This is a genomic window from Streptomyces sp. NPDC097129 (assembly GCF_055668065.1).
In genome coordinates, this window is sequence record NZ_JBVOQE010000005.1 from 206,886 (window position 1) to 229,675 (window position 22,790).

The 22,790-nt window shown below is 71.6% G+C and carries 17 protein-coding genes; 11 read left to right on the top strand and 6 right to left on the bottom strand.

What is annotated here, in order from left to right; translation table 11 throughout:
- Window positions 1–41: 41 nt before the first annotated feature.
- The 6 genes from AC0B9F_RS17050 (at window position 42) to glgX (ending at window position 10,814) form a co-directional block, all read left to right on the top strand.
- Window positions 42–3,119 (top strand): FAD-binding and (Fe-S)-binding domain-containing protein, encoded by a 3,078-nt coding sequence (locus AC0B9F_RS17050; protein WP_472003341.1) that lies wholly within the window; start codon window positions 42–44, stop codon window positions 3,117–3,119.
- A 70-nt stretch (window positions 3,120–3,189) separates the two neighbouring features.
- A complete protein-coding gene (locus AC0B9F_RS17055; protein WP_472003343.1) occupies window positions 3,190–5,013 on the top strand; it encodes a thiamine pyrophosphate-requiring protein in 1,824 nt (607 codons plus the stop codon).
- Window positions 5,014–5,119: 106 nt separating this feature from the next.
- The gene (locus tag AC0B9F_RS17060; protein ID WP_472003345.1) at window positions 5,120–6,883 is read left to right on the top strand and encodes a glycoside hydrolase family 15 protein; all 1,764 of its coding nucleotides are present in this window, start codon (window positions 5,120–5,122) and stop codon (window positions 6,881–6,883) included.
- Between the two features lie 3 nt (window positions 6,884–6,886).
- On the top strand, window positions 6,887–7,891 hold the full coding sequence (locus tag AC0B9F_RS17065) for an SDR family oxidoreductase (RefSeq protein WP_472003347.1): 1,005 nt from the start codon (window positions 6,887–6,889) through the stop codon (window positions 7,889–7,891).
- Window positions 7,892–7,971: 80 nt separating this feature from the next.
- Window positions 7,972–8,529, top strand: coding sequence for a MarR family winged helix-turn-helix transcriptional regulator (locus tag AC0B9F_RS17070; RefSeq protein ID WP_472003349.1), 558 nt, complete (start codon window positions 7,972–7,974; stop codon window positions 8,527–8,529).
- 191 nt (window positions 8,530–8,720) lie between these two features.
- Window positions 8,721–10,814: a glycogen debranching protein GlgX gene (glgX, locus tag AC0B9F_RS17075; protein WP_472003780.1), complete on the top strand. Its 2,094-nt coding sequence runs from the start codon at window positions 8,721–8,723 to the stop codon at window positions 10,812–10,814.
- A gap of 111 nt (window positions 10,815–10,925) precedes the next feature.
- Here glgX and AC0B9F_RS17080 read toward each other — a convergent pair whose 3' ends face one another.
- The 3 genes from AC0B9F_RS17080 to AC0B9F_RS17090 all read right to left on the bottom strand — a co-directional run bounded on the left by AC0B9F_RS17080 (window position 10,926) and on the right by AC0B9F_RS17090 (window position 13,155).
- Window positions 10,926–11,171, bottom strand: a complete 246-nt coding sequence (locus tag AC0B9F_RS17080; protein WP_472003350.1) for a DUF5133 domain-containing protein — start codon at window positions 11,169–11,171, stop codon at window positions 10,926–10,928.
- Window positions 11,172–11,386: 215 nt separating this feature from the next.
- Window positions 11,387–12,394 carry a YihY/virulence factor BrkB family protein gene (locus tag AC0B9F_RS17085; RefSeq protein WP_472003352.1) on the bottom strand — a complete coding sequence of 336 codons (1,008 nt, stop codon included), beginning with the start codon at window positions 12,392–12,394 and terminating at the stop codon, window positions 11,387–11,389.
- A 140-nt stretch (window positions 12,395–12,534) separates the two neighbouring features.
- A complete protein-coding gene (locus tag AC0B9F_RS17090) occupies window positions 12,535–13,155 on the bottom strand; it encodes a TetR/AcrR family transcriptional regulator (protein ID WP_472003354.1) in 621 nt (206 codons plus the stop codon).
- A gap of 306 nt (window positions 13,156–13,461) precedes the next feature.
- Here AC0B9F_RS17090 and AC0B9F_RS17095 point away from each other — a divergent pair, with 306 nt between their 5' ends.
- Window positions 13,462–15,120 carry an MFS transporter gene (locus tag AC0B9F_RS17095; RefSeq protein ID WP_472003356.1) on the top strand — a complete coding sequence of 553 codons (1,659 nt, stop codon included), beginning with the start codon at window positions 13,462–13,464 and terminating at the stop codon, window positions 15,118–15,120.
- On the opposite strand, the gene AC0B9F_RS17100 is transcribed toward AC0B9F_RS17095, so the two are convergent.
- The gene (locus tag AC0B9F_RS17100; protein ID WP_472003358.1) at window positions 15,080–15,406 is read right to left on the bottom strand and encodes an STAS domain-containing protein; all 327 of its coding nucleotides are present in this window, start codon (window positions 15,404–15,406) and stop codon (window positions 15,080–15,082) included. The two genes, AC0B9F_RS17095 and AC0B9F_RS17100, sit on opposite strands and share 41 nt — an antisense overlap.
- 276 nt (window positions 15,407–15,682) lie before the next feature.
- On the opposite strand from AC0B9F_RS17100, the gene AC0B9F_RS17105 reads away from it, so the two are divergent.
- Complete coding sequence (locus AC0B9F_RS17105; protein WP_472003781.1) at window positions 15,683–17,353, top strand: PP2C family protein-serine/threonine phosphatase; 1,671 nt, start codon at window positions 15,683–15,685, stop codon at window positions 17,351–17,353.
- On the top strand, window positions 17,350–18,417 hold the full coding sequence (locus AC0B9F_RS17110) for a cobalamin B12-binding domain-containing protein (RefSeq protein WP_472003360.1): 1,068 nt from the start codon (window positions 17,350–17,352) through the stop codon (window positions 18,415–18,417). The genes AC0B9F_RS17105 and AC0B9F_RS17110 overlap by 4 nt, the downstream gene beginning before the upstream one ends.
- Window positions 18,418–18,565: 148 nt before the next feature.
- Here AC0B9F_RS17110 and AC0B9F_RS17115 read toward each other — a convergent pair whose 3' ends face one another.
- Together AC0B9F_RS17115 and AC0B9F_RS17120 are read right to left on the bottom strand one after the other, a co-directional pair.
- Window positions 18,566–19,024, bottom strand: a complete 459-nt coding sequence (locus AC0B9F_RS17115) for an ATP-binding protein (RefSeq protein WP_472003362.1) — start codon at window positions 19,022–19,024, stop codon at window positions 18,566–18,568.
- 411 nt (window positions 19,025–19,435) lie between these two features.
- A complete protein-coding gene (locus AC0B9F_RS17120) occupies window positions 19,436–19,933 on the bottom strand; it encodes a MarR family transcriptional regulator (protein ID WP_472003364.1) in 498 nt (165 codons plus the stop codon).
- 147 nt (window positions 19,934–20,080) lie between these two features.
- Between AC0B9F_RS17120 and AC0B9F_RS17125 the strand changes: the two genes are divergently transcribed.
- Window positions 20,081–21,244 carry a PP2C family protein-serine/threonine phosphatase gene (locus AC0B9F_RS17125; protein ID WP_472003366.1) on the top strand — a complete coding sequence of 388 codons (1,164 nt, stop codon included), beginning with the start codon at window positions 20,081–20,083 and terminating at the stop codon, window positions 21,242–21,244.
- 294 nt (window positions 21,245–21,538) lie between these two features.
- Window positions 21,539–22,753 carry a PP2C family protein-serine/threonine phosphatase gene (locus tag AC0B9F_RS17130; RefSeq protein ID WP_472003783.1) on the top strand — a complete coding sequence of 405 codons (1,215 nt, stop codon included), beginning with the start codon at window positions 21,539–21,541 and terminating at the stop codon, window positions 22,751–22,753.
- Window positions 22,754–22,790 lie beyond the last annotated feature (37 nt).

Genomic DNA, 22,790 nt, shown 5'->3' on the forward strand with positions numbered 1-22,790 from the left:
TCTGTCCCGTGTCAGACGTTGCAGGAAGGCGGACACTCCCGATGACCGACACCACTCCCCTCGATGCCTCCGCCCTGGACGTGACCGGACTCGAGGCGGCGCTGCGGGAGGCCGTGGACGCCGAGGTGCGGTTCGACGCCGGGAGCAGAGGCGCCTATGTCACCGACGGTTCCAACTACCGCCAGGTGCCGATCGGCGTCGTCGTCCCCCGCACCGTGGAGGCGGGCGCGCAGGCGGTCGAGGTGTGCGCGCGTTTCGGCGCGCCGGTGCTCTCCCGGGGCGGCGGCACCAGCCTGGCCGGGCAGTCCACCAACACGGCGGTGGTCATCGACTGGACGAAGTACTGCCACGGCCTGATCTCCGTGGACCCAGACGCCCGCACCTGTGTCGTCGAACCGGGCATCGTCCTGGACGAACTCAACCGGCTGCTCGCGGATCACCGCCTCCAGTTCGGTCCCAAGCCCTCCACGCACAGCCACTGCGCGCTGGGCGGCATGATCGGCAACAACTCGTGCGGCGCGTCCGCGCAGGCCTACGGCAAGACGGTGGACAACGTCCGCCGGCTGGAGATCCTCACCTACGACGGACTGCGCATGTGGGTGGGGCCCACATCCGAGGCCGAGCGGGCGAGGATCGCCGCCGAGGGCGGTCGCAAGGCCGAGATCTACGCCGGCCTGGACCGTGTCGCCACCGAGTACCTGGCCGACATCCGGCGCGGCTTCCCGAAGATCCCGCGCCGCGTGTCCGGCTACAACCTCGACTCCCTGCTGCCCGAGAACGGCTTCGACCTCGCCAAGGCGCTCGTCGGCAGCGAGGGCACCCTGGTCACCGTCCTGCGCGCGGAACTCGACCTCGTGCCCGTGCCGCCGTACAAGTCGCTGCTGGTCCTCGGCTACGACGACATCTGCGCGGCCGCCGATGACGTGTCCCATCTGCTGGAACACTGCTCGCCCAGCCAACTGGAGGCGCTGGACGGCCGGATGGCGCAGCTGATGCGGGAGGAGGGCGCCTACCTCGACTCCCTCAACATCCTTCCCGACGGCGACAGCTGGCTGATGGTGCAGTTCAGCGGGGACAGCCAGGAGGACGTCGACGGGCAGGCGCACGCGCTGCTGGGCGCCGTCGGCCGCGACGAGAAGGACCCGCGGGTGGCGCTCTCCGACGACCCGGGGCGCGAGGAGAAGATGCTCAAAGCCCGCGAGGCCGGGCTCGGTGTCACCGCACGGCCGCCGGACGGACGGGAGACGTGGGAGGGCTGGGAGGACTCCGCCGTACCGCCGGAGCGGCTGGGGGACTATCTGCGGGACCTGAAGGCGCTGTTCGACGAGTTCGACTACGACCACCCGTCCCTGTACGGCCACTTCGGGCAGGGGTGCGTGCACACCCGTATCCCCTTCGGGCTGAAGACCGCCGACGGCGTCGCCCGCTACCGCCGTTTCGTCGAGCGGGCCGCCGACCTCGTCGCCTCCTACGGGGGGTCCCTGTCGGGCGAGCACGGCGACGGCCAGTCCCGCGGCGAACTGCTGACCCGTATGTTCGGCGAACGGCTGGTGACCGCCTTCGGCGAGGTCAAGAGGGTGTTCGACCCGGGCAACCGGATGAACCCCGGCAAGGTCGTCGACCCCAACCCGGTCGACGGGCAGCTGCGCCTCGGCCCCACCTGGCGGCCGGCCAACCCCGAGACGCACTTCCAGTATCCCGAGGACGAGCACTCCTTCACCCGCGCGGTGATGCGCTGCGTCGGCATCGGCAACTGCCGCAGCCAGTCCGGTGGCGTGATGTGCCCGTCCTACCGGGCCACGCGGGAGGAGGAACACTCCACCCGGGGGCGTGCCCGGCTGCTGTTCGAGATGCTCGGCGGTCACGACGACTCGCTGATCACCGAGGGCTGGCGCTCCACCGAGGTGAAGGACGCCCTCGACCTGTGCCTGGCCTGCAAGGGCTGCAAGTCGGACTGCCCGGTGAACGTCGACATGGCCACCTACAAGGCCGAGTTCCTCTCCCACCACTACGAGGGGCGCCTGCGGCCCGCCGCGCACTACTCCCTGGGCTGGCTGCCCGTGTGGGCCCGGCTGTCGCGGCTGGCCCCCCGCCTGCTCAACACCCTGCTGCAGGCGCCCGTGCTGTCCACGCTGGGCAAGCGGCTCGCCGGCGTGGCCGAGGAGCGCACCCCGCCGATGTTCGCGCGCCAGTCCTTCCTGCAGTGGTGGCAGGAGCGCGGGACGGACGAGCCAGACCCGGCCGACCCGCGCACGGTGGTGCTGTGGCCCGACACCTTCAGCACCTACTTCCACCCCTCCATCGCCATCTCGGCCGTGCGGGTCCTGGAGGACGCCGGTTTCCGGGTCGCCGTGCCCACCGAGCCCGTCTGCTGCGGCCTGACCTGGATCTCCACCGGGCAGCTCGACGTCGCCCAGAAGACGCTGCGCCGCACCCTGGCCGTGCTGCGGCCCTACCTCGAGGCCGGCACCCCGGTCATCGGCCTCGAACCCTCCTGCACGGCTGTGTTCCGGGCCGACGCGGTCGAGCTGATGCCGGCCGACCAGGACGTCAAACGGCTCGCCGGGCAGGTCCGCACCTTCGCCGAGCAGCTGGTGCACCACGCACCGGACGGATGGCGGCCGCCCCGGCTGACCCGGCAGGCGACCGTGCAGACGCACTGCCACCAGCACGCCGTCATGAAGTTCGACGCCGACCGGGAACTGATGCGCCGCGCGGGTCTCGACGCCGACGTCCTGGACGAGGGCTGCTGCGGACTGGCCGGCAACTTCGGCTTCGAACGCGGCCACCACGAGGTCTCCATGGCCATCGCCGAGCAGGGTGTCCTGCCGGGTGTGCGGGCCGCGGCCCCCGGCAGCCTGGTGCTCGCCGACGGGTTCAGCTGCCGTACCCAGATCGAGGAGGGCGGCACCGGCCGCCGGGCCCTGCACCTGGCCGAGGCGCTCGCCCTCGGCCTCGACGGGAACCTGCCGAGCCGGCAGCCCGAACGGCTGGCGGCGCGGCCCGCGCCGCCCTCACGCGCCGCCCGCTGGGCGGCCACCGCGGGCGCCTCGGCCCTCGTCGCGTCGGCCGCCACGGTGGCCGCCCGCACCGCCTACAAGCATCTGCGCAGCCGCTGACCGGGCCGCCCCGGCAAGGGCCCGTACGGCCCGCACGCTGCGCCAACCATCTTCGGAAAGGTCCTCGAACATGTCGATGAAGGTCTCCGACCACGTCCTCGAGCGTCTGCGCGACTGGGGAGTGGAGCACGTCTTCGCCTACCCCGGCGACGGCATCAACGGCCTGCTGGCGGCCTGGGGCCGCGCCGACGACAACCCCCGTTTCATCCAGGCCCGCCATGAGGAGATGGCTGCCTTCGAGGCCGTCGGCTACGCCAAGTTCTCCGGCAAGGTCGGCGTCTGCGCGGCCACGTCCGGGCCCGGCGCGGTCCACCTGCTCAACGGCCTGTACGACGCCAAGCTCGACCACGTCCCGGTCGTCGCGATCGTCGGCCAGACCAACCGCAGCGCCATGGGCGGCTCCTACCAGCAGGAGATCGACCTGGTGAGCCTGTACAAGGACGTCGCCTCCGACTTCTGCGAGATGGTCACCGTCCCCGAGCAGCTGCCCAACGTGCTCGACCGCGCGATGCGCACCGCCATGGCACGGCGGTCCGTCACAGCCGTCATCATCCCCGCCGACGTGCAGGAACTGGACTACTCGCCGCCCGAGCACGCCTTCAAGATGGTCCCGTCCAGCCTCGGCATGCCCCACTACGCGCCGGTCCCCAGCGACGAGGACGTCACGCGTGCGGCCGAGGTGCTCAACGCCGGCGAGAAGGTCGCCATCCTGGTGGGCCAGGGCGCCCGCGGCGCCCGTCAGGAGGTGATGGCGGTCGCCGAGCGTCTGGGCGCCGGTGTCGCCAAGGCGCTGCTCGGCAAGGACGCCCTGGACGACGACCTGCCCTATGTCACCGGCTCCATCGGACTGCTCGGCACCCGGCCGTCGTATGAGCTGATGACGGAGTGCGACACGCTGCTCGTCATCGGCTCCTCCTTCCCCTACACGCAGTTCCTGCCGGAGTTCGGGCAGGCGCGGGCCGTGCAGATCGACATCGACCCGCACATGGTCGGCATGCGCTACCCCTTCGAGGTGAACCTCGTCGGCGACGCCCAGGCCGCCCTGACCCGGCTGCTGCCCCTGCTCAAGGCCGGCAAGAACAAGAGCTGGCGCAAGAAGATCGAGAAGGACACCGCCCGCTGGTGGGAGGTCATGCAGCGACGGGCCGAGGTCGACGCCGACCCGGTCAACCCCGAGTACGTGGCGCACGCCCTCAACGACCTGCTGCCCGACAACGTCATCCTCGCCTCCGACTCCGGCTCCGCCGCCAACTGGTACGCCCGCCACCTCAGGCTGCGCGGCGCCATGCGCGGCTCGCTGTCCGGCACCCTCGCCACCATGGGACCGGGCGTGCCGTACGTCATCGGCGCCAAGTTCGCGCACGGCGACCGCCCGGCGATCGCGCTGGTGGGGGACGGCGCGATGCAGATGAACGGCATGGCCGAACTGATCACCGTCGCCAAGTACTGGCGCGAATGGGACGACCCGCGCCTGATCGTGGCCGTCCTCAACAACCAGGACCTCAACCAGGTCACCTGGGAGATGCGCGCCATGGCCGGCGCCCCCCAGTTCCTGCCCTCCCAGTCGATCCCCGACATCCCCTACGCCGACTTCGCCCGCATGATCGGCCTGCACGGCATCCGCGTCGACAAGCCCGAGGACGTCCGGGGCGCCTGGGAGACCGCGCTGGCCGCCGACAAGCCGTGCGTCCTGGACTTCGTCACCGACCCGGCCGTCCCGCCGATCCCGCCGCACGCCACCCTCGACCAGATCGAGGCGGCCGCGACGTCGATCCTCAAGGGCGACAGCGACCGTGCGGGCATGGTCCGCCAGGGCTTCAAGGCCAAGGTCCAGGAGTTCCTGCCCGGCGGCCGGCACCGCGAGGACCGGCCCGGCACGGAAGGAAACAAGTGAGCGACGCCGATGCCGTGTCGCGCCTTGGCACCGTCGTGTCCGGCGGCGCACACAGCCTCGGCGTCACCCGCGCACCGGACCGCGTGACAGCAGGAGACGGCAAGCGATGAGCATCACACCCTTCCCGCCACACGCGCTGCACGACTACGCGCTGCTGGCCGACGGGGAGCGCGGCGCGCTGATCGGACCCGACGGCGCCGTGAACTGGCTGTGCGCGCCGACCTGGCACGACGACGCGGTCTTCGCCTCCCTCATCGGCGGCGCGGGAGTCTACGCCGTGACCCCGCGCAGCCGCTGGGTGCCCGGCGGCTACTACGAGGAAGGCACGCTGATCTGGCGCAGCCGCTGGGTCACCACCGACGGGGTCGTCGAGTGCCGCGAGGCCCTCGTCTTCCCCGGGGACCCCCACCGGCTGGTCCTGCTGCGACAACTGCGTGCCGTGCACGGCACCGCCCGCGTCGGCGTCGTACTGGATCCACGCGCCGACTACGGCCGCGCCCCGGTGACCTCGAGGCACCGCTCCGCCGACGGGCTGTGGCATCTGTCCACCGGCCGTCACCGGCTGCGCTGGCAGGGCGCCGGCTCGGCGGTCGTCGGCCCCGATGGCCTGACCGCCGACCTGGTGCTGGAGCCCGGCCAGACCCACGACCTGGTCCTGGAGTGTTCCGACGCGCCGCTGCCGCACGACCCGCCCGTGGCCGGCCAGGCCTGGGCCGACACGGAACGGGCCTGGCGGCGGAGCGTGCCCGCGCTCGAAGACACCGCCGCTCCCGGCGACGCACGCCGCTCCTACGCCGTCCTGCGCGGCCTGACCGCACGCGGCGGCGGCATGGTCGCCGCCGCCACCACCAGCCTGCCCGAACGCGCCGAGGCCGGCCGCAACTACGACTACCGGTACGTGTGGATCCGCGACCAGAGCTACGCCGGGCAGGCGGCGGCGGCCGTCGGCGCCACCGACCTCCTCGACCCCGCCGTCCGGTTCGTGGGCGCCCGCCTGCTCGCCGACGGCCCGCGCCTGACGCCCGCCTACACCGTGCACGGCGGGCCCGTACCCGATCAGTGCGAACTCGACCTGCCGGGCTATCCGGGCGGCTCCAGCCGGATCGGCAACCGCGTCGAGAAGCAGTTCCAGCTCGACTGCTTCGGTGAGGCGCTCCTGCTGTTCGCCGCCGCCGAACGGCACGACCGGCTCGACGGCGACGGCTGGAAGGCCGCCGAGACCGCGGTACGGGCCATCGCCGAGAGATGGCGCGAACCCGACGCGGGCATCTGGGAACTGGACGACCGGCCGTGGACGCACTCCCGCCTCACCTGCGTCGCCGGGCTGCGCGCCCTGGCCGAAGCGGCGCCCCACCAGTCCCTCGCCCGCACCTGCACCGACCTCGCCGACACGCTGTTCGCCGGCACCGCGGCGAGCAGCGTGCACCCCGACGGGCACTGGCAGCGCACCCCCGACGACCCCGCCGTCGACGCGGCCCTGCTGCTGCCCGCCCTGCGCGGCGCCCTCCCCGCCGACGACCCGCGCACCCGCGCCACCCTGGCCGCCTGCCGCGAACAGCTCACCCAGGACCATTTCATCTACCGGTTCCGTCACGACGACAGACCGCTGCAGGAAGCCGAGGGCGCCTTCGTGCTGTGCGGCTTCCTCATGGCGCTGGCCGAGCACGAGCAGGGCAACGACGTCGAGGCGCACCGCTGGTTCGAACGCAACCGTGGCGCCTGCGGAGCGTCCGGGCTCTACGCGGAGGAGTTCGACATCGCCCAGCGCCAGTTGCGCGGCAACATCCCACAGGCGTTCGTCCACGCCCTGCTGCTGGAGACCGCCGCCCGTCTCGCCCACGACCCCGCATCCCTGCGAGGAGGGAACTGACCCATGACACAGACCGTCGTCATCACCGGCGCCAGCGCCGGCATCGGCCGGGCCACCGCACGCCTCTACGCCGGCCGTGGCGCCGACGTCGTCCTCGTGGCCCGCGGCCGCGCCGGACTGGACGCGGCCGCCAAGGAAGTCGAGGACCTGGGCGGCCGCGCACTGGTGCAGGAGACCGACGTGGCCGACCCGGACCAGGTGGAGTCCGCCGCCACGGCCGCGGAAGAACGGTTCGGCCCCATCGACGTGTGGATCAACTGCGCCTTCAGCACCGTCTTCGCGCCCTTCGACGAGATCACCGCCGAGGAGTACCGACGGGCCACCGAGGTGACCTACTTCGGCTTCGTCAACGGCACCCGGTCCGCGCTGAAGCGGATGCTGCCCCGGGACCGCGGCACGATCGTGCAGGTCGGCTCCGCGCTGGGGGAGCGGTCGGTTCCCCTGCAGTCGGTGTACTGCGGGGCCAAGCACGCCATCAACGGCTTCACGTCCTCGCTGCGCACCGAACTGCTGCACCGTGGTAGCCATGTGCACGTCACCATCGCGCAGATGCCGGCCGTCAACACCCCGCAGTTCTCCTGGGTGACCAGCCGGCTCTCCAAGCACCCCCAGCCCGTCCCGCCGATCTACCAGCCCGAGGTCGCCGCGCGCGGTGTCGCGTACGCCGCCGACCATCCGCGCCGCAAGCAGTACTACGTCGGCGCCACCACCGTGGCCACCATCTGGGCCAACCGCTTCGTCCCGGCCCTGCTGGACCGCTACCTGGCCCGTACCGGCTTCGACTCCCAGCAGACGGACGCGCGCCCGCCGACCGGCGTCAGCAATCTCTTCGAACCGGCCGACGACGCCGCCGGTACCGACCACGGTGCGCACGGCATGTTCGACGACGAGTCGCACGGCCGCTCCTTCGAATCCGCGCTGGCCCGCCACCCCGCCGCGCTCGCCTCCGCGCTCGCCGTCGGTGCCGCGGTCACCGCGAAGGCCGTGCTGAGCCGCCGCGGCCGGTGACGACCGGCGCGGTCACGGGGGACGGGGCCGGCGGAGCACCACGGCTGTGCCGGCCCGTGCCGAAGGAGGTGTGAGAGGCGATGCCCGAGGACCGGCCTCCGGCGGACGCGGAGGTCTGCTCGACGTCCGAGGCAGGCGGAGGCGGCCCGGACCGGGAGGCGGAGGACGTCACGCAGGCGCTGATGGCCGCGTCGCGGCTCATCGTCGCGCTGTCGGCCCGAGCCCTCGCCTCGGTGGACGTGCCGCTCACCCTGCCCCAGCTGCGCTCCCTGGTGACGCTGCGCACGCGTGGCCCGGTCAAGCTGACGACGATGGCCGCCGACCTGGGAGTGAATCCCTCCACGGCCCTGCGGATGGTCGAGCGTCTCGAGGCCCAGGACCTCATCGACCGGCGAGCCAATCCGGGCAACCGCCGCGAGACCCTGCTCCGGCTGACACCGAAGGCGCAGGAGCTGACCGACCGGGTCCTGCACCACCGGCGCACCGCGATCCGGGCGCTGGTCGAGCGACTCCCGGGACGAGAACGCGCCCTCCTCGTCCCGGCGCTCACAGCCCTCACCGCCGCCGCCGACGCCCTCGGTCTCGCCCCGGAACCGTTCGGCGACGCCGAGGGAGCCGGAGGCCTGTCCGCGGTATGAGGCCCTTGCCGCAGGGCCCGTAACGTCTGCGGACCCCCAGCCTGCTCCGATGCACCTCGACGCGAATGTTCACCGACGTCAGGGGCAAACGGGAACGAACGGGTGCGCGGCTGCCGACCGGCCGCGTCGGGGAGGGGCGAGTCGTGCGTATATGGCAGGAGAGCACCGAGGTGGGCCCGCGACCGGGTCACATGTCACCGCTGGGCGCGACCTTCGACGGGGCGGGCACGAACTTCGCCGTGTTCTCGGAAGTGGCCGAGCGGGTGGAGCTGTGCCTCTTCGACGAGGACGGCACCGAGGAGCGTGTCGCGCTGAAGGAGGTGGACGGCTTCGTCCACCACATCTACCTGCCGGACATCGCCCCGGGCCGGCGCTACGGGTTCCGGGCGCACGGGCCGTACCGGCCGGAGCGCGGTGAGCGCTGCAACCCGGCCAAGCTGCTGCTCGACCCGTACGCCAAGGCGATCGAGGGCGAGGTCGAGTGGCACGAGGCACTGTTCCCGTACCACTTCGGCGACCCGGACCGGCGCAACGACCTGGACTCCGCGCCGTACGTCCCGAAGTCGGTGGTGGTGAATCCCTACTTCGACTGGGGCAGCGACCACCCGCCGCGGACGCCGTACCACGAGACGGTCGTCTACGAAGCCCACGTCAAGGGCATGACCCGGACCCACCCGGCGATACCGGACGCGATGCGCGGCACGTACGCCGCGCTGGCGCACCCGGCCATGATCGACTACTTCGTCAAGCTGGGCGTCACCGCGGTGGAACTGATGCCGGTCCACCAGTACGTGCAGGACCACGCACTGGTCGAGAAGGGCCTGTCGAACTACTGGGGGTACAACACCCTCGGCTTCTTCGCCCCCCACAACGCCTACTGTTCGTCCGGACAGCGGGGCGAGCAGGTGCAGGAGTTCCGCGCGATGGTCAAGACGCTGCACGAGGCCGGCATCGAAGTCATCCTCGACGTCGTCTACAACCACACCGCCGAGGGAAACCACCTCGGACCGGTGCTGTCGCTGCGGGGCCTGGACAACGCGGCGTACTACCGCCTCTCCGAACAGGACCCGCGCTTCTACTGGGACACCACGGGCACCGGCAACAGCCTGCGGATGAACCACCCGCACACCCTGCAGCTGATCATGGACTCGCTGCGGTACTGGGTCACCGAGATGCATGTCGACGGCTTCCGCTTCGATCTCGCGGCCACCCTCGCCCGCCAGTTCCACGAGGTCGACCGGCTGTCGTCGTTCTTCGACCTCGTCCAGCAGGACCCGGTCATCTCCCAGGTGAAACTCATCGCCGAGCCGTGGGACGTGGGAGACGGCGGCTACCAGGTCGGCAACTTCCCCCCGCTGTGGACCGAATGGAACGGCAAGTACCGCGACACGGTGCGTGACTTCTGGCGCGGCGAGGGCGGCACCCTGGGGGAGTTCGCCTCCCGTCTGACGGGCTCCTCCGACCTGTACCAGAGCGACGGCCGCCGCCCCTACGCGTCGGTCAACTTCGTCACCGCCCACGACGGCTTCACCCTGCGCGACCTGGTCTCGTACAACGGCAAACACAACGAGGCCAACGGTGAGGGCAACCGCGACGGGGAGAGCCACAACCGCTCCTGGAACTGCGGCGCCGAGGGCCCCACCCGCGACCGCGACGTCCTCGCGCTGCGCGCCCGCCAGCAGCGCAACCTCCTCGCCACCCTGCTGCTGTCCCAGGGCGTGCCCATGCTGCTGCACGGCGACGAACTCGGCCGCACCCAGCAGGGCAACAACAACGCCTACTGCCAGGACAACGAACTGACCTGGGTCGACTGGGAGAAGGCCACCGAGGGAGGCGAACTCCTCGACTTCACCCGCAAACTGATCACCCTGCGCCGGGAACACCCCGTCTTCCGCCGGCGGCGGTTCTTCAAGGGACGGGTCCCGCAGGGAACGCGCACGGAGGACAAGGACATCGCCTGGTTCACCCCCGGCGGGCAGGAGATGACCGACGGCGACTGGGACACCGGTTTCGCCAGGTCCTTGATGGTCCACCTCAACGGCAAGGCCATCACCGAACCGGATCTGCGCGGCCTGCGGGTGGAGGACGACTGCTTCCTCCTGCTGTTCAACGCGCACAGCCAGGTCCTCACCTTCACCCTGCCGGAAGACCTCGGTCCCTGGTGGGCGGTGGAGGTGGACACCGCCATTCCCTACGTCGAGTACCGGCCGCTCATCAAGGGCGGCAGCGACGTCGAGGTCGAGGCCCGCTCCATGGTGGTCCTCCGCGGCCACGAGCACGGCTGATCGCCGGGCCGCACAACCAGCGTCCGGCCCGTCGCCGACGAGAGGGCGACGGGCCGGACAGGGTTTGCGGGGCTCGCGGGGTCCGCGACGTTCGCGGGGGTCGCGGTGAGGTCAGGCGGCCAGGACCTGAGTGGTGCCGGTGGCCCCGGCACGGCTCGCCCGCAGCCGCTGCAGCAGGGCGTCGGCGGCGGCGAGAGCCTGGTCCACCGACCGGGTGCCGGTCATGACGCACAGCGTGTAGCCGGCGTCCTCGAGTTCCCGGCTGGAGCGGCCGGTGGGCTGCAGGTCATGACGGAAGCGGGCATCGGCGAAACGGGCCAGCACCGCACGCAGTTCCTTCTCCGCAGGCAGCAACACAGCGACAACCTCTCTGCGCAGGCGGGCCGTTACCGGGCCTCGCGACATGTGAGCGCACCCCGCCGGGAGTACGGCACCGGGGAGAACACGCTTGATCCGGTGACTCGTGTGCCCCCGCCGCATCACGGTATGCACACTGCCGGCCGCGCGATGCACACCCACTGCACCGCCCCGCCGGCATCACCCGCCCCGGCCGCCCGCCGCCGGCCACGACGTCACGGAGGTCCCTCGTCACCCATGGTCGGCGGCGGGGGAGTGCCGAACCGGACGGAGATCTTCTCGAACCCCTTGAAGGACTCCGTCGTCGCGTAGGAGCGGTAGGCACGCAGATCCCCGGCGGCGAGGTGGACGCGGTCGGTGAACGGTGTGAGCAGGCTGCGCGGCCACAGCCGCAGACAGCGCACGGCGATGACCTCGGCCGCGGTGAGGTACACGACGGCGGCGAGGTAGATCCAGGCGAGCAGCCCGAGCACGATGCCGAACATGCCGTACGTCGCCGTGGTGCCCCGCAGCACGTGCCCGACGTAGTACGAGCCGCCCCACTGCAACGCCTGCCAGGCGCACGCGGCCCCCAGAGCCGGCCCGTACATCGTCCGCCGGGGCAGGTGGCGATGGGTCATGAGGCGGTAACTGACCAGGAGCAGCGCGGCGTTGATGACCACGCCGACCGCACCGACGGCGAACCGCAGGCCCAGCGCCAGGCGGGTTCCGAAGATGCCGGTGGCGGACTCCGCGGTGGACAGTGCCGTCGTCAGCACGAGGCCGACGGCGAGCAGGAGCAGGAAGGACAGACTCTTCATCCGTGAGCGCAACGGGTCGGGCCGGGCATGGCGCGGTACGGCGAAGATCTTGTCCAGGGCGTGCTGGACCGCCTGGGCCACCCCGAGAGCGCCGTAGATGCTGCCCGCGACGCCCACCGCGACGGCGGCGCCACTGCCGTGGAAGGAGTGGATGTTCTGGCCGAGCTGGTCGCCGATCACCGGGAACTCGCCGAGTGCCGAATGCAGCACCGACTGCTGCACCTGCGGATTGCCGTGCAGGGCGGCACTGAGGACGGCCACCAGGAAAAGCAGCAGCGGGAACAGGGAGACGAACCCGTAGTACGCCAGCAGGGCGGCGAGATACGTGGCCTGGTCATCGAAGAACTTGTACGCCACCGCGAGCGGTATGCCCGCCCGCCGGTGCCGTCGCTGATATCGGTCCAGCCGGGTCAGCACGTCCATGTGCGCTCCCACAACCTCAGGGGCGAATCCGCCGCCTCGGCGGACGCCCGCAGCATTCCGGTGCCCCTGCCGGACCGGTCCCACACTGCCCTGGAAGCGCCCTTCGGCTCGTCGGCCGGTGTCCTGCCCGCCTGACGCGGTCAGCGCCGGCGCGGCGGGCGGCGCAGCGGCATCTCCAGGGCCAGACGCAGCTGCGGCTCGAACAGGCGGACCACCTCGTCGCGGCTCATCGAACCGACCGGTTCGAGCCGCAGCAGATAGCGGGTGGTGATCAGGCCCGCCAGCACGCTGGAGAACGCGGCCGCCCGCCTGCGCGCGTGCGGTCCGCCCGCCAGCTCGGCGAGCCGCTCCACGACCTCGCCCTCCAGCGCTTCTTTGACCAGCGCCGCGACGGCGTCGTCCTGGACGGCGCTGCGGAACATGGTGATCAGGGCCGGCCCGGACTGCGGCGCTTCCCACACCGCGGTGACCTGCCGCAGAACCCGTTCGGGGAAGGAGTCCCGGTCGCCCTCCCGCACCAGGCGGGCCACCAGCTCCGCCGGGTTGGCCGACAGCGCGAGGGAGGCTCCGAACAGGCCCTTCTTGGACCCGAAGTAATAGCTGAGCAGGGCCAGATCGACGTCCGCCTCGGCGGCGATCGACCGCATGGTCACCGAGCGGTATCCGTGCTCGAGGAAGCGCCGACGGGCGACGGCCACGATCTTCTGGCGAGTCTCCGGTCGTCCTGGCCTCCGCCCGCGCCTGGGCCCCTCGTCGGTCATGGCCGAGATGCTAATCCGGGACTGACGGGGGAATCGTGGGACACCCGGGGGCGGCAGGAATTCATCAGCAAGGAGGCGCTGGGGTCACTTCACGGCTGGGCGGCGGGGGAGAGGAGCGAGCGGAACCGGATCATCTTCGGTTTCCGGCAGGTCACAGGCGTTCTCGCCGCCGGTGCGGCACACGTCCGGGAGGCCGACAGCGGGAGAGGCGATTTCATCAGCGTGGCCGGTTCCGGTGCCTCGCGGTGAACCTGGTGGTGGCGCCCCGGACCGAAGGGCCCGGCCCCCGATGAAAGAAGGAACGGCATGTCCTCGCCCACCGCCTCCGCTGCTCCCCCACCGGTTCGTCACCGCCCGGTGCTCGTCGTCACCTGCCTGGCTCTGGGGACCGTGGTCGCGGCCATGGCGTCCCTGAACGTGGCGTTGCCCGACCTCGCACGGCAGACCCACGCCTCGCAGACACAGCTGTCCTGGATCATCGACGCCTACAGTCTCGTCTTCGCCTCACTGCTGTTGCCCGCCGGTGCGCTCGGTGACCGGTTCGGCAGGCGCAACGCGCTGCTGGCCGGGCTCGCCGTCTTCGGCGCGGGATCAGCGGCGGCCGTCCTGACCACCAGCCCCACGGCACTGATCGGGCTGCGCGGCGTACTCGGTCTGGGCGCCGCGCTGGTCATGCCGGCCACCCTGTCCACCATCACCAGCACCTTCCCGCGCGCCCAGCGGGCACGCGCGGTGAGCGTGTGGGCCGCCGTCGCCGGCGCGTCCGCGCTGCTCGGCGTCTTCGCCACCGGGGCACTGCTCGAACAGTGGTCGTGGCGCTCGGTGTTCTGGCTGAACGTGTCCCTGGCCGTCACGGCACTCGTGGGCACGCTGCTGTTCGTCCCGGAGTCGGCCGAGGCCGACCGGCCCAAGCTGGATGTCGTCGGCGCCGTGCTGACGGTCGTCGCCCTGGTCGCGCTCGTCTATTCGGTCATCGAGGCCCCCACACGGGGCTGGGGCGACCCGGCGACCGTCGGCGGCATCGGTCTGGGCCTGCTGATACTGAGCGGCTTCGTGCTCTACGAACTGCGCCGCAAGCACCCCTTGCTCGACCCGCGTCTGTTCCGCAACCGGCACTTCGCCGCGGGCTCGCTGTCGATCACGCTCCAGTTCTTCGTGTTCTTCGGCTTCATCTTCGTGATGATGCAGTACCTGCAACTGGTGCGGGGCGACAGCGCCCTCGTGGCGGCGACGTCGATGATCCCGATGGCGCTGGCCATGGTGCCGGTCTCGCGCCTCACGCCGCGTCTGGTGACCCGGTTCGGCTTCCGCGCACCCTGGACCGTGGGTCTGCTGGCCGTCGCCGTGGGCATGGGCCTGCTGTGCGAGGTCGGCGCGGACAGCTCCTACTGGCTGATCGCCGCCGCTCTGGTGTCCCTCGGCGCCGGAATGGGCCTGGCCATGACCCCGGCGACGACCGCCATCACCGACGCGCTGCCGCGGTCCTTGCAGAGCGTGGGATCGGCGATGAACGATCTCTCCCGCGAACTCGGCGGCGCCCTGGGCATCGCCGTCCTCGGCAGCCTGCTGAGTGCCTCCTACCGCAGCCACCTCCACCTCACCGGCACCCTGGAACCCGTGGCCGAGGCCGCCCGCTCCTCGCTGGCCGCCGCCCACGCCATCGGGGGGCCCGTCGCCGAGCGGGCCCGCGGCGCATTCATCGACGGCATGCACCTCGCCCTGCTCGGCGCCGCTGTGGCAGCGGTGCTGGCCGCCGTCGCGGTCGCGGCGCTCATGAGGCGCACCGGCCGGCCCGAACGTTCCGTGAGCCCCTCCCCTTCCGGGAACGCGCCCCTCACGCGGACCGAGGACCGCCGACACGCCGCACCCCGCGGGTGGACCGCCTTCCGTTTCGGCCAAGTCGACACCGCGGGAACCGCCGTGCTCAGAGGGGGTCGGTGGCGCGGGCGGGGGCGATCGAGATGACGGTGTGGAGGCCGAGGCGCGTCAGCAGTGCGTGGAGGTGATCGGTGAGGTGCGTCAGTGCCAGCGAGCCACCTACGGAGTCGAGCCGCCTGTACCACGTGATGAGCGCCGTGACGCCGGTCGAGTCCATGGACCTCGTCCGGGAGGCGTCCAGGGTGAGATGGCGGCAGCCTTCGTCGATGATGCGCCCTGCCACCGCCCGCAGTCCCGGCGCGGAGAACAGATCCACCGCCTCGGGCAGGACCGCGGTGACCCGGTCCCCGGAACGTTCGGTGACGTGCAGCACTCCCGTACCTCCGTGGCACCGGCCGGCGGGCCCGGTGTGGGCGAACGTCTCAGCGAGAACTCGCTGGGTCGGGGGACCAGGTTACTGACGTCCGGGCCGGGCCACGCGGTTTTCGCCGGATGGCGGGGAGATGGGCCGGCGCGCGGCGGGGGCGAATCGTGTGGCCTTTTCCGGGACGGCTTGCCACCGTGGACGTCCATGCGGGACTGTTGCCGTGCGACATCTTTTTCCGACAGCAGGAAGGTGGTGAGGTGCGCACGATGCGTGCCTCCGATTGTGTCTGCTTCCAGCGGTTCCCCCGCACGTCTGCCCGACGCCGCCCGTACGGTCGGCGCGACGTGGACTGACGCCCCCCATCCGGTGCTGGTCGTCGACCGGCACGGCGGCATGGTGCAGCTCAACGCCGCTGCCCGTGCGCTCATGCCCGATGCCGACAGCGGCGACTGTCTGTACGAGAGAGTGCCCGCCTGGCTGTCGGACGCCCACCGGAGCGTCGTCGACGGACTGCGCAGCGACGCGTGCGGTCCCGTCACGGGAAGCATCGGTGACCGGTTCTTCGAGGCGCATCCCACTCCCGGCGTCGACGCCGATGTGGTGTGGTGGCTCGTCGACGGCACGGACCGGCGCCTGGCCGAGACGGCGCTGCACGACGCGCGGTCGCGTTCGGAGATCCTCTCCGGGGCCTCCAGCGAGCTGCTGTCCACGCTGAACCTGCCGCGCTGCATGGAGGTGGCCGCAGCCATGGCCGCGGAACACCTCGCGGAAGCCGCCGTCCTCGTCGGCCCGCCCCAGGGGCGGCGTTACCCGTTGACACACGCGCGTCAGGGCGGCCCCGTCACCCAGACCACCAGCTGGCTCGACATCGAGGCCGTCCCGGGACTGCGCGAGGCGCTGCAGGGGTTTCCGCCGGTGCCCGCCCGCTGGATAGACCCCGCCGCCCTTCCCGACTGGGTGATCCCGGACGGGTTCGCCGGCCCGGTCGGCTCCGTGATGGTCGCCCCGCTTCCCGGGCACGGCGTGTCCGCCGGGGCCCTCGTGCTGTTGCGCTCCAGCACGGTGCAGGCATTCACCGAGGACGAGGAGGCGTTCGCCCGTCTGTTCGCCGCTCGGGCGGGTGCCGCTCTGTCCGCCGCCCGCCTCTACGCCGAGCAGGCCGCGGTCACGGCGACCCTGATGCGGGAACTGCTGCCGCCGGTGCTGCAACACGTGCACGGAGTCGACTACGCGGGCGGCTACCGCGCGGCCAAGGACCACGAACGCGTCGGCGGCGACTTCTACGACGTACACCCCGGCGCCGGACCCGCCGAGGAAACCCTCGTCGTCCTCGGCGACGTCGCGGGCAAGGGACTGGAGGCTGCGGTCCTGACCGGCAAGATCCGCAACACGCTCCACGCCCTGCTGCCCCTGGCCGGCGACCACGAACGCATCCTGCAACTCCTCAACGGCGCCCTGCTGAGCTCCCATCACGCCCGCTTCGCCACACTCGTGCTGGCCTCCGTGCGGTGCCGCGGCGGCCGGGCCGAGCTGCGGCTGACCAGCGCGGGTCATCCGACGCCGCTCATCGTCCGCGCGAACGGCACGGTCGAGGAGGTACCCACCCACGGCACCCTGGTCGGCGCCCTGCCGACCGTGCGCGCACACACCGCTCGGACGGTGCTCGCACCGGGCGAGACCTGCCTGCTCTACACCGACGGCATCATCGAGGCCCGCGGCGGCCCGCTGGGCGACGCCTTCTTCGGTGAACACCGCCTCAAGAGCGCACTCGCCGAATGCGCGGGCATGCCGGCGGAGGCGGTCGTGGAGCGCGTGCGGATGCTGGCCGACCAGTGGCTGGGCCACGGCCGCCACGACGACATGGCCGCCGTCGCCATCAGCGCCCCCAGGAACGGCCCGCCGACGGTCGTCCCCGCGCCCAACGGCGGCTCGGAATACGGAAGGAACACGTGAGACGCGCCACCACGACCGCCGGGCTGACGCAGCTGCTGTGGCGGGCCGTGACCGACGGCGACGAGCACGGGGCGATCGCCCTTGTGCAAGGGGCGCTGACCGGCGGGACGGGCGTGGAGACGCTGCTGCTGGACGTGATCGCCCCCCTACAGGAGAAAGTCGGCGTCGAGTGGGCCGCCGACCGGATGACCGTGGCGCAGGAGCACTCCGCCACCGCCATCGACGAGCGGATCGTCACCTGGCTGGCGCACTCCGGCACGCCCGGGGAACACGGCGCACCCCATCGGGGACGGGTGACGGTGAGCTGCGTCGACGGGGAGTGGCACTCCTTCCCCGCCCGCCTCGTCGCCGAGGTGCTCCGGCTCCGGGGCTGGCGGGTCGACTACCTGGGCGCCCCCACGCCGACCCAGCACCTGCTGGCCCACCTGCACCAGACCCACTGCGAAGCGGTCCTGCTGTCCGGGGCGATCTCCACCCGCCTGCCGGACGCGCACGCCGCGATCACCGCCTGTCAGGCCGTCGGCGTTCCCGTGCTGGCCGGCGGCCGCGCGTTCGGCGTGGACGGCCGCTACGCGCAGGCGCTGGGGGCCGATGGGTGGGCGGCGGACGCCCGTGGCGCGGCGGCCGTGCTCGAAGCCGGCTTCGGCCGTCCCCGGGCGGCGGTGATCCGGCAGGCGGTGGAAGACCTGCCGCACCTGGACGACCAGGAGTACACGTTGGTCGTGCAGTCCCGCGCCCGGCTCGTCAAGCAGTCGCTGGCCGACCTGGAGGACCGTTTCCCCGCGATGCGCGACTACAGCGGCGCCCAGCGCGAACGCACCGCCGAGGACGTCGCCCAGATCGTCGACTTCCTGGCTACCGCCCTCTTCCTCGACGATCCCGAGGCCTTCACCGGGTTCCTCACCTGGACGGCGGACATGCTCGAGGTGCGCGCGGTGCCCTCCCGCTCCCTGGTGAGCGGCCTGGACGCCCTGGCCGGCCGGCTGCGCGACTTCCCCCGTACGCTCCAGCTGATCCGGCAGGGCACCGCTGTGCTGCGTGAGCGCCCCGCCCGTGCCGCGTGAGCGTCCCGGCCGCCCTGCCCCCGACCCGGACACGCATGACGATTCCGCCGCACGACCGTCTCACCGTGCCGCCGGACCGCGGGGAGACGTCCCGCCCTCGCGAAGGGCGACGGGTTCGCCGAAACAGACGCCCCCCTGACCTGCGCAGTCACCCTCCCGAGGGGGCCGTCCGGCGCAGGGTGAGGTGTGCGACGACCTGCTTGCCGCGGTCCAGGGCAACAGTGTCCAGCCGGTCGCACAGCAGGCTGACGAGGTGCAGGCCGTGTCCGCCGACCCGGTGTGCGTCCGGGGCGCACGGTTGAGGACTTCGGGCTGAGGTGTCGCGCACGGTGATGCGCAGCCGGGCGGGATCGCCGATGACTTCGACCAGCAGACTGCCTGGCCCGGGCGCGTGGCGCAGGGCATTGGTGACGAGTTCGCTGACCACGACCTGCGCGTCCTGGCTCGGTTGCTGATGCGGCGGGTGTCCGGTCCGGGCGAGCAGGGTGCGCACGGCGTGGCGTGCGTCGGCGATGGACATCCCCTCCGGCCCCCACATGACGCCGTAGCGCAGGTGGGGCGCGGGGTGGTGTTCATCCGTCGCCTGCTTCCTAAGCGGGATGACCATGATGTTTTCCTGTGCGGTGTGATCGCTGGTGACTACTTTTCGTCGTCCTGTGCCAGATCCGCTTACCCGCTGTCAGCGCGTTCATGGGACATCCCAGGGGTGCGTACCACGACACCCGCACCGGCTTCCGTGATCGCCGTCGAAGGATCGCCGTCGAAGGCTCGGCATGTGCAGAGATGTGCACCACGCTTGCGCTGTTCGGTCACGAACCGGGTATCCGCACCGCAAGCAGTCGTCGGGGAGGGTCTCCGTGACTGTTGCCGTTTGACAATTGTAGTTGTGAGGCAACAAAGTAACCGTGTGGCACGTGTGTGGGGAAGGATCTGGGATGTTCCGCTGGGCGGGCGCCTCGTCGCGCGCCGATCGCCGGCATCGCGGGGCGCCGGCGAACCCGCTGTCGCGCTGCCCGTCTCAGGCGGACCGGCTGTCGGCGTCCGCGCCAGCCGTGTGGGAGGGGTTGTGTATCTGCGCTGAGGCGGCCTTGCAGAAGGCCTCCAGGCCTTCCAGAAGCGCCGCGCGCTTCGCTGCGGGCATCAGGTCCAGCACCGCCTGCAGCTCCTCCTGCCTCCGCTCGCGCAGGCCGGCGAGAAAGGCGCGGCCGCGGCGGCTGAGATGGAGACGCACTTCGCGCCGGTTGACGGGGCTGATCTCACGGTCGACGAACCCGGCGGCCTGGAGGCGGTCGCAGAGCCGGCTCGTCGAGGGGGGCGTGGAGGCCAGGGAGCCCGCGAGGGTGCGCAGGTTGATGCCCTCGTGGTGTTCGAGGATGAGCAGAACGCGCAGTTGTGACGCGGAGACCGGTGCGGTCGACGCCCGGCCCCAGATCACCTCCAGCAGCTCCGCGGCCGTGGAGGTCACACGCGCGGCCTCGTCGGACGGTGGGCGGGCACGGAAGGCAGTCACGGTCACACTCTCGCAGGCACTGGGACGGTTGTCAGCGTACTAGGGGGCGCGGGCCCCTCACAGACGACCGGGACAACCGGCCGTGCGCATCGAACGACTTCTCCGAATGACGTCCGGCAACTGGGCCGGTGAAGGATGGGTGTTTTTCTCGTCGTGAACAGATTTTCGGTCGCTGAACGTGCTGTACGCACGGCGGCTCCCCATGAGCTGCTCGACGCCGTCCGGCGGGTACTGGTGGAGCAGTACGCGGCGCGGTCCGTCGAGCTCTTCATGGCCGACTACGGTCTGACCGTGCTGCAGCCGGTGTCGGTCCTGCCGCACACCCTGGAGCCGGTGTCGGTGCACAACAGCCCTGCCGGCCGGGCCTTCGGTGCGCAGCAGCCGTTCGTGGAAACCCTCCGCGACGGCTCGTCGCAGGTCGCGCACCTGCCCGTGACCGTGCGCGGCGACCGGCTCGGCGTGCTGTCGGTGACGCTGCCGGGAGGCGGGCACGCCGCGGAGTGCCTCGCCGAACTGGCCGAGATCGCCGAGGTGCTCGGACACGAGGTGATCGTGGCCGAGCGGGACACGGACCTGTACCTCCAGGCGCGCCGCAAGGACCGGCTCACCCTGGCCGCCGAGATGCAGTGGCAGCTGCTTCCCGGCCGTTCGTGCGCAGGTCCCGAGTACGAGCTGGGCGCCCAGCTGGAGCCCGCCTACGCCATCTTCGGTGACAACTTCGACTGGTCCACGACCGCGGACCGGCTCATGCTCTACGTCACCAACGGCATGGGGGAGGGCATAGAGGCCTCGCTGCTGACGAATCTGGCCATCAACGCGTTGCGCAACGCCCGGCGGGCCGGCATCCCCATCGCCGACCAGGCCGCCCTGGCCGACCAGGCCGTCTACGCCCACTACCGGGGCAGCTGCTTCCTGTCGGTCCTGATGTTCGACTTCGAGCTGGCCACGGGGCGCGCCTGGGTGGTGGACGCCGGCTCTCCGCAGATGCTGCGGCTGCGCGGCGGCGTCGTGGAACGCGTCCACTTCGAGGACCAGCTGCCGCTCGGCATGTTCGAAGAGACCGACTACGTCGCCCAGCCGTTCCAGGTCGAGCCCGGCGATCGCCTGATCTTCGTCAGCGACGGCGTCTACGCGGCCGCCTCACCCAAGGGGGAGGCCTACGGCGACGCGGCGCTCGTCCGCGCGATCCAGGCCACCCGCCTGCTGCCCGCCGCCGAGGTCCCCCGGGCCATCCTGCGCGAGCTGACGGGCCATCGTGGCCGGTCCGTCCCGGAGGACGACGCACTCGTGCTCTGCCTCGACTGGCGGGGGCAGTGACCGGCGCTTCCCTCCAGCTTCGCGCTAGGAGGTGCGACGCACGCAGCCCTCTCTCGGGCCCGTCTGCGGAACGTCCCGGTCTGTTCAGTACGGCTTAGTGCGGCCGAACGGGGGCACGAGGTGGATGCGGCAGCGTCGTCCCGGGCCGCACCGCCGCTGCCGTACGGCGCGGGCCGCGCCGGAAGTGCCCCGGCCGCCGTACTGCATCACCGGCAGGACGACGCGATCCTTGTCGGACAGGCAGTCGCAAAGGGAACCGCTCGCACGACGATGCGCGCGAGGCAAGGGGAGAAGGTGGACGGCGTGCATGCTGCTGGACCAGCGAAGTCGGTGGAGAGCCGGCTGCGTTCCGTACCGCCCCACGCCCTCGTCGCCACCGCGCAGCGGCTCCTCGAGGAGCAGGTCGGGGCCCTGGAGACCACCCTCCTCCTCGCGGACTACAGCCTGCGCTCCCTGCAGCCGGTCACGAACCTGCCGCAGACGGGAGAGCCCGTCTCCGCCTACGACGGACCGGCCGGCAGCGCCTTCGTGGCCCAGAGCCCGGTCGTGGAAGTGATCAGCGACCCTGCGACACACATGGTGCACCTGCCGATCACCGTGCGTGGTGACCGGCTGGGAGTCCTCTCCGTACGGCTGCCCGCGCAGACCGTGGACCCCGTCACCGTGCTCCGCCTCGCCGACTTCGCCACCGCGCTGGGGCACGAGGTGACGACGGCGGGCCGGGACACCGACCTCTATCTCCTGGCCCGGCGAACCCGCCGTCTGACCCTGGCCGCGGAAATGCAGTGGCAGCTGCTGCCGGGCCGCGGATGCGCCCGCGAGGAGTACGTCATCGGCGCCCACCTGGAGCCCGCCTACTCCATCGGCGGTGACAACTTCGACTGGTCCACCGGTGCCGACAACCTCACCGTGACCGTCACCGACGGCATGGGCCACGGCATCGAGGCGGCCCTGCTCACCAGCCTCACCGTGGGAGCCCTGCGCAACGCCCGCCGCGCCGGTGTCGGCCTGGCCGACCAGGCATGCCTGGCGGACCAGGCCGTCTACGGACAGTACGGCGGCAAGGGGTACGCCTCCACGCTCCTGCTCGACTTCGACCTGGCCACCGGGCTCGTCCGCGCCGTCGACGCCGGGTCCCCCAGCCTCTACCTGCTGCGCGGTGGGACGACCGAGCAGATCGAACTGGAGGCGCAGCTGCCGCTCGGCATGTTCGAGGAGACCGAATACCACGAACAGACCTTCCGGATCGAGCGCGGCGACCGGCTCGTCGTCGTCAGCACCGGGGTGCACAGCACCCGCTCCGCGGTCGGTGATCTCTTCGGCGAGCACGCACTGCGCCAGGTCCTCAGCGCGACCCGGCCGACACCCGCTCACGAGGCTGCCCGCGCCGTCGTCTCCGGATTGATGGAGCACTACGGCGGCAGCCAGCTCATGGCGGACGCCGCGGTGGTGTGCGTCGACTGGACCGGACGGGCCCTTGCGTCCACGGGCGCCCGTTCGACCGGGTGAGCACCATGAGCGCGGCTTCCCGGAGGGTGCGCGCGGG